Source organism: Mesorhizobium sp. M7A.T.Ca.US.000.02.2.1, assembly GCF_003996995.1.
GTDB lineage: Bacteria > Pseudomonadota > Alphaproteobacteria > Rhizobiales > Rhizobiaceae > Mesorhizobium.
Map to the genome: position 1 here is coordinate 1 of NZ_RZTT01000182.1, position 11672 is coordinate 11672.

The 11672-nt window shown below is 65.3% G+C and carries 11 protein-coding genes; 7 read left to right on the forward strand and 4 right to left on the reverse strand.

All coding sequences use genetic code 11. The annotated features are described in order from the left end of the window. Positions 1–869 (reverse strand): MurR/RpiR family transcriptional regulator (locus EOD15_RS18085; protein WP_148129573.1); only part of this gene is annotated, 869 nt, incomplete at its 3' end. Positions 870–1014: 145 nt separating this feature from the next. Between EOD15_RS18085 and EOD15_RS18090 the strand changes: the two genes are divergently transcribed. Genes EOD15_RS18090 through EOD15_RS18120 form a run of 7 tightly spaced genes read left to right on the forward strand, consistent with a single transcriptional unit; the run spans position 1015 to position 8555 of the window. Further along, entirely contained in the window at positions 1015–2181 is a 1167-nt protein-coding gene (locus tag EOD15_RS18090) for an FAD-binding oxidoreductase (protein ID WP_127319634.1), read from the forward strand. Between the two features lie 14 nt (positions 2182–2195). Continuing rightward, positions 2196–4037, forward strand: coding sequence for a branched-chain amino acid ABC transporter ATP-binding protein/permease (locus EOD15_RS18095; RefSeq protein ID WP_245463705.1), 1842 nt, complete (start codon positions 2196–2198; stop codon positions 4035–4037). A 45-nt stretch (positions 4038–4082) separates the two neighbouring features. After that, entirely contained in the window at positions 4083–5249 is a 1167-nt protein-coding gene (locus EOD15_RS18100) for an ABC transporter substrate-binding protein (RefSeq protein ID WP_127319632.1), read from the forward strand. A gap of 4 nt (positions 5250–5253) precedes the next feature. Further along, positions 5254–5958: an ABC transporter ATP-binding protein gene (locus EOD15_RS18105; RefSeq protein WP_127408701.1), complete on the forward strand. Its 705-nt coding sequence runs from the start codon at positions 5254–5256 to the stop codon at positions 5956–5958. A 5-nt stretch (positions 5959–5963) separates the two neighbouring features. Then, positions 5964–6845 (forward strand): branched-chain amino acid ABC transporter permease, encoded by an 882-nt coding sequence (locus EOD15_RS18110; protein WP_127322412.1) that lies wholly within the window; start codon positions 5964–5966, stop codon positions 6843–6845. A gap of 4 nt (positions 6846–6849) precedes the next feature. Continuing rightward, positions 6850–7479 carry an FMN-binding negative transcriptional regulator gene (locus EOD15_RS18115; RefSeq protein ID WP_127322411.1) on the forward strand — a complete coding sequence of 210 codons (630 nt, stop codon included), beginning with the start codon at positions 6850–6852 and terminating at the stop codon, positions 7477–7479. A gap of 29 nt (positions 7480–7508) precedes the next feature. Next, on the forward strand, positions 7509–8555 hold the full coding sequence (locus tag EOD15_RS18120; protein ID WP_127269890.1) for an ornithine cyclodeaminase: 1047 nt from the start codon (positions 7509–7511) through the stop codon (positions 8553–8555). A gap of 12 nt (positions 8556–8567) precedes the next feature. On the opposite strand, the gene EOD15_RS18125 is transcribed toward EOD15_RS18120, so the two are convergent. The 3 genes from EOD15_RS18125 to EOD15_RS18135 all read right to left on the reverse strand — a co-directional run. Beyond that, on the reverse strand, positions 8568–9671 hold the full coding sequence (locus EOD15_RS18125; RefSeq protein WP_127322410.1) for an alcohol dehydrogenase family protein: 1104 nt from the start codon (positions 9669–9671) through the stop codon (positions 8568–8570). Between the two features lie 8 nt (positions 9672–9679). After that, positions 9680–11059: an aspartate aminotransferase family protein gene (locus tag EOD15_RS18130; RefSeq protein WP_127408702.1), complete on the reverse strand. Its 1380-nt coding sequence runs from the start codon at positions 11057–11059 to the stop codon at positions 9680–9682. A gap of 38 nt (positions 11060–11097) precedes the next feature. Then, positions 11098–11672 (reverse strand): aldehyde dehydrogenase family protein (locus tag EOD15_RS18135; protein ID WP_127408703.1); only part of this gene is annotated, 575 nt, incomplete at its 5' end.

The window sequence follows — 11672 nt, forward strand, 5'->3', positions numbered from 1 at the left end:
CCGTTCTCTTGCGGGTCGCTGTCGAGTGTCACGGCATTGGCATGTCGCACCCTTTCGAGCCGCTCGATGCGGGCGCGCGCGTCGTCGCCCAGCGTCGAAACGATATGGGCGACCAGCGCCTCCATCTGGGCGATCGCCGGCGCCAGCGTGTCGTAGGGCGAGGCGACTTCGAGCGGGCTGACGATGGTGACTTCGGCGAGGTCTGATATCGGCGACAGCCATTGGTCGGTGAACAGGACGATGCGCACATCGAGCGCCGCCGCTTGGCTCGCATAGGCCATGACGTCGAGCTGGTAGCGGCGGTAGTCGAACACGACGAGCACGTCGCGCCGGTCGAGGTCGGCGAGCGTGTCGAAGGTCTGCGGAGAAAGCACGCCGAGATCGCGAACCCCGGAGCGAAACTGTACGAGATAGCCGGCCAGCATGCCGGCGATGTGACGGCTGAAACGGCCGCCTACCATGACAATCTCGCCCTTGACCTCCATCAGCAGGCGGGCCGCCCGCTCGTATGTCTGGACAGGTGTCGCGGCGGTGGCTTTCTGCAAGGCCGTGGTGACGCTGTAGAGATAGGCCAGCACGGCGCTGTCGTTGGAGCCGCTCTGCCGCTTGGCCTCCATCATCAGCAGCGGCGAGTGCAGTCTTGCCTCGACTTCGGCCAGAAGCTTCGCCTGGAAATCCGGAAACCCTTCATAGCCGAGCTTGACGACCAGTCTCACCACGGTCGGATCGCTGACGCCAGCGCGCCGGGCGAGCGATGAGGCGGTGCCGAGGCCGGAGGTCGGATAGTCCGTCAACAGCAGTCGGACGATCTTTTCTTCCGACGGAGTCAGCGCAAGATCCCCGCGCATCAGAACATCGCGTATCGCCATGGGCCTCCCCGAAATCCGTGTTCTCTTGTTTTGTCGAGTTTATTACAGAGATTTAAATCTTGGTCAACAATGAAGAGATGTTGACATTGCGTGATCGCTGGCCCTACCTTGTCGGAAAGCAGCCAAGAGACTGTGGGGAACAGCCATGCGAAATGGAAGCGACGTCATTGTCGTCGGTGCCGGTATTGTCGGATCGAGCGCCGCCTATCATCTGGCCAAGGCCGGTGTGAAGGTCACGTTGGTCGAGCAGACCCATCCCGCCGGCGGCCCGTCGGGCAAATCGTCGGCGCTGCTGCACGCCTTCTACCTTATGCCGGAATTGTCGCAGCTTTCCATCCGTGGCCGCGAGATCCTGGTGTCGCTGCCGGGAATCGCTGGCGAGGGCTCTTTCGTCACCGAAATCGGCATGATGTGGGTCTGCGGCAACGACAACAAGGTGAGTTGGACGGAGGCGGCCGAACGCATCCGCGGCGAGGGCGCGCGCATCGAGACATTGTCGCCGCAGGCCTTTGCCGACGCGGCACCCGGCTTTGCCCTGGACAATGTCGCAATGGCGCTGTGGGAGCCGGAATATGGCTACGCCGATGCCTTCGGCGCCACCAACGCCATCGCCCGTGCCGCCCGCGCCAACGGTGCCAGGATCATGCAGAACACGCTGGTCGAGAGCCTTCAACGGCAGGGCGACCGCATCACCGGCGTCACCTTGACCGATGGAACGGTGCTGGAAGCCGGTACCGTCGTCCTGGCCGCCGGGCCGTGGACGCGCCGCCTGCTGGCGACGGTCGGCCTCGATCTGCCGCTGCATGTCGAGCGCCATCCGATGGCCGTCCTCGATGCAGCCGGCAAGGCAAGGCAGGTCATGCCTTTCGCCTGGTGCGACGACATTTCCTGCAACTATGCACGGCCTGACAATGACGGCGTCATCCTGGCCGGCACCTGGGCTGGTGGCGGCACCGGCCTGCGCCACGAACATGCGGGCCGCCCGCGTTTGGTCGAAAATCCTGATGATTACATGGAAGGTGTCGAGGAGCAGGAATCGGTCGAGATTCTGGAGACCTTCGCTGGCAGAGTCCCTGCCATGGCCGAGCTTGGCATCCGGCCCGGCTATGCCGGACTCTACGACATGAGCCCCGACGATCTGCCGGTCATCGGCGCCATGCCTGACGTCGAAGGGCTGGTCGTTTCGGCGGGATCCTCCGGCCACGGCTTCAAGACCGGGCCGGCAGTCGGCGAGGCGGTGGCCAGGCTGGTCACCGAAGGCGCGCAACCGATCCTGGCGCCGTTTTCACCCGATCGCTTCAGGGCCGCGTAATGGCGTCGGTGACGATGAGCGAGAGCAAGCCCAGTGGCTTCATGCCGGCCGCGTTTCGCAACGCCACTGCCGATGCCCTGTGCATGGTCGCGGTGCTGCTGCTGGTGGCGCTTGCCGCCTTCATCTTCGGCGGCGCCTCCATGCAACGTGTGGTCACCTATGCCGCGATCATGCTGACGGCGGTGCTTGGCCTGCAGATATTCTCTGGCAACAGCGGCATCGTCTCGTTCGGTCAGGCCGCCTTTGTCGGCCTTGGCGCCTACGCCACCGGCATCCTCACCATGCCGACCGCATTGCAGCGAACGGCGCTGCGCGACCTGCCGCAATTCCTCGCCGGGTATCAACTCTCCTTCTTCGCGGCGCTGGCCGTCGTCCTTGCTCTCGCGGTCGTCGTCGGCCTGTTGACCGGCACGCCGCTGCTCAGGCTTTCCGGATCGAGCGCTTCGATCGCAACGCTTGCCATGCTGATCATCGTCTACACGCTGCTGGTGGCCGGGCGCGAGATCACGCGCGGCAGTCAGCCATTCTATGGCGTGCCGCGCGAGGTCGGGCTGTGGACGGCTGCCGCTGTCGCTTCGATGGCGCTGGTGGCGGCGAGGCTGTTTCGCGAAACCTCCTTCGGCCTTGCCGCCCGCGCCGCCGCCAATGACGAGCGCGGTGCCGCCGCCGTCGGCGTCGACCAGCGCACGGCGCGTTTGGCCGCCTGGGTGGCGGGTGTCGTCGCCGCCATGGCCGCCGGCGCCATGATGGCGCAGTTTCTGGGTGCGTTCTCGCCACGCGATTTCTATTTCGACCTCGGCTTCACCATGCTCGCCATGCTGATCGTCGGCGGCATGACCTCGTCGCTCGGCGCTTTCGCCGGCGTCATCGTCACCATCGTTTTGGTCGAAGTGGTGCGCCGCTTCGAAGGCGGCGGCGAGGTGCTCGGCCTGCATCTGCCCGTCCTGTTCGGCCTGACCCAGGGCGTGCTTGCCATCGCCATGATCCTGGTTATCTGGCGGCGGCCGACCGGTCTGTTCGGCGAGCGTGAACTGAACCTGCTGCGCCGACCCGGACGCCAGGCCGTGATGGCTTCAACGGCGCCACCGCGGCATGTCGAGAGTGACCGGCTCACCGCCGTCCATCTGTCGCGCCGCTATGCCGGCGTCGTCGCCGTCGACGACGTCAGCCTGGATTTCGAGACCGACAGCATCACCGGCATCATCGGCCCCAATGGCGCCGGCAAGACGACGCTGCTCAACATGCTGGCCGGTGATATCAAGCCGAGTGCCGGCACCGTGTCGGTGGGTGGCGTGGTCCGGCAGGCTTCGGCCTTCCGCTTCGCCCGCTCCGGCGTTGCCCGCACCTTCCAGAACATCCGCGTCTTCCCGCACATGACCGTGCTCGAAAATGTCGTCGTCGCCGCCCGCCAGGTGGAGCCGGATCTTGGCCATGCCGAGGCGGCGGCAATGGGTGAACTTGCGCGCATGGGGCTGGAGAGATTTGCCGATCAACCGGCCGCCAGGCTTGCCTACGGCCAGCGCCGTCGGCTCGAAGTGGCACGTGCACTGGCGTTGAAGCCGCGCTTCCTGCTGCTCGACGAGCCGGCCGCCGGCATGAACGCCGTCGAGACCGCCGAACTGGTTTCGATCCTCTCGACGGTCCGCACCGAGCGCCGCATCGGCATTGTGCTGATCGAACACGACATGCGGCTGGTGATGAACCTGTGCGAGCGCATCGTCGTCATCGATCATGGCCGCGTCATCGCCGACGGCACGCCGGGCGACGTTCAGAAGAACCCTGCCGTGATCGCAGCCTATCTCGGCAGCCGCACGGCGCGCGCCAAGACCGAAACGCCTGAAAACCAGACCGCATGACCCGCAACGACAGCCAACCATAAGAAATCCAGAAGGAGAACCGACATGCCAAGCCTCTATCGCCTCCATCGCGCCGCTTTGTGCGCTGCCGTGTTCGGCATCGCCGCCATTTCGACAGCATCCGCCGAGGAGATCATCATCGGTGCCGCGACCGCGCAGACCGGTGGCCTTGCCCCCTATGACCAGCCGGCACTTGCCGGCTTGCGCATGTCGCTCGACGAGCTCAACGCCAAGGGTGGCCTCGCTGGCAAATACACCGTCAAGCTTTTGATCAAGGACACCCGCTCCGACACCGCGCAGACTGCCACTGTCGCCCAGGAACTGATCGACGCCGGCGCCAAGATCATGATCACGCCCTGCGATGCCGATCCCTCGATTTCCGCCGGCCAACTGACCCAGCCGCTTGGTATTCCGACCCTGACGCTGTGCGGCTCCGCCCCCGTGCTCACCGGCGCGGTCGGCGACGTCATGTTCGGCACCTATCCAGCCGACAATGTGCAGGCGACGGCGGTCGCCGACTTCGCCGTCTCGGAAGGCAAGAAGAAGGTGTTCCTGCTGACTTCGCCGGACTCCACCTACACCGCCAATCTGCCGGAATATTTCGGCAAGGTGTTCGAGACGAAGGGCGGCGCCATTGTCGGCCGCGGCACCTTCAGCATGGGCCAACCCGATTTTTCCGCCGAGATCACCAACATCAAGGGCCTGGCCGACAAGCCCGACCTGATCATGACGGCGGCCTATGAGCCGGATTTCCCGGCCTTCATCCAGCAATTGCGTGGCGCCGGCGTCACCATCCCGGTCTATGGCGCCGATGCCATCGGCACGCCGACCATCAAGGCGCTCGGCAAATTGGTCGACGGCGTCGTCTACACCGCGGCCGGCTATGCCGAGCCGGGCAGCAAGCTCGAGGCCTTCAACGCAGCCTTCACCAAATATGCCGGCCACGCACCGGAATCGACCTATGAGGTCAATGGCTACGAGATCGGCCTGATCCTCGACCAAGCGGTCAAGACGGCTGGCTCCGACAACCCGAAGGCGATCCGCGACGCCATCGCCGGCCTCAAGGACTTCGAAGGCATCACCGGCAAGATCACCTATGCCGGCACCGATCGCATGCCGCTGCGGCCGGTGGCGCTGATGCGCTACGAGGGCGGCGAGGGCAAGCATGTCCAGACCCTGATCCCCGACGCTGCCGACGTTCCCGCGCCGTGATGTCATGCTGAGCGTCGAAGCCCTGAAAATCCGGTACGGCGAGGTCGAGGCGGTCCGCCGCGTCGACCTCACCGTCGGCAGCGGCGAGATCATCGCTCTGGTCGGCGCCAACGGCGCCGGCAAGAGCTCGACGCTCGGCGCCGTCGCCGGGCTGGTGCCGGCGGCGTCCGGCAAGGTGGTCTTCGACGGTGTCGACATCACCGGCCTGGCGCCGGAGGCGATCGCCCGCAAAGGCGTCGCGCTGGTGCCGGAAGGCCGCCGTATCTTCGCCAGCCTGACGGTGGCCGACAATCTGCGTCTCGGCGGCGCGGTGCATCAGCCGGCGGCCGAGGCAAGGCTGCGCGAGGAGGAGATTCTGGAGCTGTTCCCGATCCTGCGCCGCTACCACCGCGTCAAGGGCGGCAATCTGTCGGGCGGCGAACAGCAGATGCTGGCCATCGCCCGCGCGCTGATGGGCAAGCCGCGCATGATCCTGCTCGACGAGCCCTCGCTCGGCCTTGCCCCGCAACTGATCGACACCGTCTTCGACCTGATCGCCGAACTGCGCCGCAAGGGCCTGACCATCCTGCTGGTCGAACAGAATGTGGCGCTGGCGCTCGAAATCGCCGACCGCGCCGTCGTGCTCGCCAATGGCGAGGTGGTGCTGTCGGGCACGGCAAAAGAACTCGCCTCCTCGGACCTCGTCCGGCAAGCCTATCTGGGAGCTTAAGAAGCATGATCGCGCAGCAGATCATCAATGCGGTGAGCCTCGGCGGCGTCTATGCCCTGCTGGCGCTCGGGCTGGCGATCGTCTTTTCCATCGTCGGCCTCATCAACTTCGCCCATGGCGAGTTGATGACGCTGTCGGGCTACGCGCTTCTGGCCTCGCTGGTGCTGGGTTTTCCCTTCCCGGTGGCGGTGCTTGTCGCCGTCTCCTGCGGCGCGCTCGCCGCCGTCGCCATGGAACGCGTCGCCTTCAGGCCGATGCGCGGCGCCAGCGTCACCAGCCTGTTGCTGACCAGCTTTGCCGTCTCCAGCCTGTTGAAAGTCGTCTTCCAGAACGGCATCTCGGCACGGCCGCAAGCTGTCGCCATGCCTAGCTGGATGACCGGCGCCTTCTCCTTCGGCGACTTCACCATCGGCGTCGGTCCCAGCATCTCCATCGTCGTCTCCGCACTGGCGCTGATTGCGCTGGAAGTCTTCCTGCGCCGCTCGGTGACCGGCACGGCGATGCGCGCCGCGGCGGAAGATTTCGACGTCGTGCGCCTGATGGGCATTCCGGCCAGCCGCATCATCGCCACCGCCTTCCTGCTCTCCGGCCTGCTGGCCGGGCTGGCGGCCATGCTGTGGGTGGCGCAGCGTGCCTCGGTCGATCCGCTGATGGGCTTTACGCCGGTGCTGAAGGCCTTCATCGCCGCCGTCGTCGGCGGGCTGGGCAGCCTGCCCGGTGCGGTCGCCGGCGGCTTCCTGCTCGGCATCATCGAGGTGCTGCTGCAAGCGACACTGCCGGGAGCGATCGCCCCCTATCGCGACGCCATCGTGCTGTCGGGCGTCATCGCCGTGCTGCTGGTTCGCCCGCAAGGCCTGATCCCGGCGGTCCGCGCCCAGCGAAGCTGACCTGATGTATACCAAGCCCGAGTTCGCACCACTGTCGCGCGACGAGGTGTTCGGCCTGATCGAAGCGGCGGCCTTCGCCACGGCGGTGACAGCGGGACCGCAGGGCCTTGTCGTCTCGCATCTTCCCTTCGTGCTCGATCGCACGCGTGGTGAAAACGGAACGCTGGTCTCGCATCTCGCCAGGGCCAATCCGCACAGCGCGCCGATCGCCGAGGGCAGGGAGACGGTCGCCATCTTTCACGGTCCGCATGGCTACATCTCGCCGTCCTGGTATCCGCGCAATCCGGTGCGCGACAGCGCGCCGACCTGGAATTTTGCTGTCGTGCATTGTCATGGGCATCCGGTGCCGCTCGACGAGCACGCCACCGCCCGGCATCTCTTGCAGCTTGTCGACGTGCTGGAAAAAGATCGCGATGACCGCTGGCGCATGCGCGAGCTGGGGCCTGGCGGCATGGAACGGCGCATACCTGGTATCATAGGGTTTGAGCTGCCGGTCGGGCGGCTCGAAGCCAAGTTCAAGATGGGGCAGGATGAGCGCCTCTATGACACAGGCGGAGCCATCAGGGCGCTGGAGCAAAACGATCCGGCGCTGGCGGCGATGATGAAGGCGCACAACGCGCATCGCCAGGACTGACCGCCCGCATGCGGCAAGGATAAGAAAAAATGATCCCAAATCTCAACATCGTGCCCTTCGTCAGCGTCGATCATATGATGAAGCTGGTGCTGAAGATCGGCGTCGAGCGCTTCCTCGTCGAACTCGCCGGCTACATCGAGGATGATTTCCGCCGCTGGGAGCTGTTCGACAAGACCCCGCGCGTGGCCTCGCACAGCGCCGAGGGCGTCATCGAGCTGATGCCGACCAGCGACGGCGAGGTCTACGGCTTCAAATATGTCAACGGCCACCCCAAGAACATGCGCGAGGGCCGCCAGACGGTGACCGCCTTCGGCATGCTCGCCGATGTCCACAATGGCTATCCTGTCTTGCTATCCGAAATGACGATCCTGACCGCACTGCGCACGGCGGCGATGTCGGCTCTGGCCGCCAAATACCTGGCGCCGGCCGGCTCCAGCTGCATGGCGCTGATCGGCAACGGCGCACAGGCCGAATTCCAGGCGGTGGCCTTCAAGGCGCTGCTCGGCGTCGACAGGCTGAGGCTTTACGACATCGACCGCACTGCCACCGAAAAATGCATCCGCAATCTCGCCGGTCTCGGCTTCGACATGGTCGCCTGCGGCACCGCGCAGGAGGCGGTCGAGGGAGCCGACATCATCACCACCGTCACCGCCGACAAGCAGTACGCCACCATCCTCACCGACAACATGGTCGGCTCCGGCGTGCACATCAACGCGGTCGGCGGCGACTGCCCCGGTAAGACCGAACTGCACCGCGATATCCTGCTGCGCTCCGATATCTTCGTCGAATATCCGCCGCAGACGCGCATCGAGGGCGAGATCCAGCAGCTTGCGCCGGATCATGAGGTGATCGAGCTGTGGCAGGTGATGTCGGGCGCCGTACAAGGCCGGCGCGATCCCGGTCAGATCACGCTGTTCGATTCGGTCGGCTTCGCCATCGAGGATTTTTCGGCGCTGCGCTATGTCAGGGATCAGCTGCGCTCGACTGGCCTCTACCAGGAACTCGACATGCTGGCCGACCCCGACGAGCCGCGCGACCTGTTCGGCATGCTGCTGAGAGCGGCCCAGCACGGTTGAGACGAGCGTTGTTCAGCCAGCCGAGCCCCACATGGCATCCGGCACCACCACCAGCTTGCCGACGAAATCCTTGGCGATGAAATCCGCCTGCGCATGGTGGAAATCGGAGAGCTTGTAGACGCCGCCGACCAGCGGTCGGATTTTTCTCGCCTCGATGTACCCAACGATGCGGCGGAAATCCGCGCGCGTGCCCTGGCTTGAGCCATGCAGCTGCAACTGCTTCAGGTACATGGTCCTGAGATCGAACTGCACGACCGGGCCGGCAATCGCGCCTGCGGTAGTGTAACGGCCCTCGGGCCTGAGAATACGCAACAGGTCGTTGAAGATGGCGCCGCCGACGAGGTCGGCCACCACGTCGATCGGCTGGCCTCCGGTCGCCTCGTTCACGGCTCGCGGCAGGTCGGCAACACCACGGGTGATGACAACCTCGGCGCCGATGTCGCGCACCGCCTGTTCCTTGCCCTTGCCGACGACGGCATACGGAATGGCGCCGCGCGCCCGTGCCAGTTGAACGATGCCGGAACCGACGCCGCCCGAGGCGCCGGTGACCAGCACACGCTCGCCGGTCTTCAAGCCGGCGCGCTCCAGCATCTGTTCACCGGTCAGGTAGGCGCAGCAGAAGGTGGCGAGTTCGATATCGCTCATGTCGGTGTCGACGACATGGGCATTCTCGGCCGGCACGGCCTGATATTCGGCGTAGCCGCCATCGCGGCCATGGCCCATATAGTCGATGTCGGCGAGCGAATCGTCGTCGCGATTGTAGATCGAGAAATCGACCATCACCCGTTCCCCGATACGGTCCGGCGACACACCTTCGCCGACAGCGGCGATGATACCGACGGTGTCGGTGCCCTGGATGCGCGGGAAAACAAGCGTGTTGCCCTGGCGGCGCCATGTCGACACGGCGGCAGCGTCCTCCTCCGTGCCATAGGCGCCCTGGCGCACCCAGACATCGGTGTTGTTCATGCCGCAGGCGCTGACCTTGACCAGCACTTCACCGGGAGCGGGCCCGGGCACTTTTACGTCGCTGCGGTAGACGAGTTTTTCCGGTCCGCCGTGCCCGGTGAGCAGCACGGCGGCCATGGTGGCGGGGAGGGTTCTGGTCATGGCATTCATAGTCGATCTCAGAGATTGGCAAACACGCTCTTCACGGCATCGGCGGTCTTCGACACGACGATGTCGGCTTCCTCGCGGGTCAGGCAGAGCGGCGGCGCGAAGCCGAGAATATCGCCCTGCGGCATGGCGCGGCCGATGACGCCGCTTACGGCGAGCGCCGTCGCCACCTGCGGGCCGATCTTCTGCGAAGCGTCGAAGAACACCCGGTCGTCCTTGTCGGCAACGAATTCCACCGCCGCCAGCATGCCGTCGCCGCGCACATCGCCGACATTCCTGTGGCCGCCGACCGCCTTGGCCAACTCGGCGCGGAAATAGGCGCCGGTCTCCTTGGCATTTGTCACCAGGTCCATCTCGTCGATCAGTTCGAGATTGGCGACGCCGGCGGCGACGCAGATCGGATGCGCCGAATAGGTCCAGCCATGACCGAGCGAACCGAGCTTGTCGGAACCCTCAACCAGCACCTGCCACATCTTGTCGGCGACGATGACACCCGACAGCGGCGCATAGGCCGAGGTCAGGCCCTTGGCGATGGTGATCAGGTCCGGCTTGATGCCGTAATGGTCGGAGCCGAACATGGTGCCCAGCCGGCCGAAGCCCGTCACCACTTCGTCGGCGACCAGAAGCACGTCGTACTTCTTCAGCACCGCCTGGATCTTTTCCCAATAGCCGGCCGGCGGCGGCACGATGCCGCCGGTGCCGAGGATCGGCTCACCGATAAAGGCAGCGACGGTTTCCGGACCCTCAGCCAGGATCATCTCCTCGAGCTTGTCGGCGCAATGCTGAGAAAACTGCTCCTCGCTCATCGAGCGATCGGCGCGGCGGAAGTAGTAGGGTGCCTCGGTGTGCAGGATCGGCGCGCGCGGCAGGTCGAAGGCGTTGTGGAACAGGTCGAGCCCGGTCAGCGAACCGGTCATCACGCCCGAGCCGTGATAGCCGCGCCAGCGCGAAATGATCTTCTTCTTCTCCGGCCGGCCGAGCACGTTGTTGTAGTACCAGATCAGCTTGATGTTGGTTTCGTTGGCATCGGAACCGGAGAGGCCGAAATAGACCCGCGACATGCCCTGCGGCGCGCGGTCGATGATCATCTTGGCCAGCGTGATCGAGGCCTCGGTGCCGTGGCCGACATAGGCGTGGTAGTAGGCGAGGTTCTTCGCCTGGGCGGCGATGGCGTCAGCGATCTTCTGGCGGCCGTAGCCGACATTGACGCAATAGAGGCCGGCAAAGGCATCGAGGCTCTTCCGGCCATTGTTGTCCCAGACGGTGACGCCCTCACCGCCGGCCATGATGCGCGTCGGGCTTTCGCCCCGCGCATGCGTGCCCATATGGGTCGAGGGGTGGAAGAAGTGGTCGCGATCCCAGGCGGCGAGTTCGTTGGACTGGTCGAGCATTCTTTTGACTCCTGACAAAACGGTGATTCCGGCGCAGCTTAAGCTACATCCAGGCAGAGATATTTGAGATCGGTGAAAGCCTCGAGCCCGTGGCGCGAGCCTTCGCGCCCGATGCCCGATTGCTTGACGCCGCCGAACGGAATCGGCGCGCCGGTGATCTTGACGCGGTTGATGGCGACCATACCGTAATCGAGGGCGCGGCCCATGCGCTGCTGCCGGCCGCCATTCTCGGTCACGACATAGGCGACGAGGCCATATTCGGTGGCGTTGGCGCGGGCGATCACTTCGGCCTCGCTGCCGAACGGCGTCACCGCGGCCACCGGACCAAAAGTCTCCTCGCGCATGATCAGTGCTTCGTCGGTGACATCGGCCAGCAGCGTCGGCTGATAGAACAGGGGGCCAGCCTGGTGCCGCTTGCCCCCGGTGAGGCAGCGCGCGCCGTGAGCGATGGCATCGGCGACCTGTTCCTCGACCTTCTTGACGGCGCGCTCGTGCATCAGCGGGCCGATGTCGGTGCTATCAGCAAGGCCATTGCCGGTCCGCAACGTCTCGATGCGCTTGGCGAAGGCGGCACAGAACCGATCGTAGATCGGACGCTGGACATAGATACGGT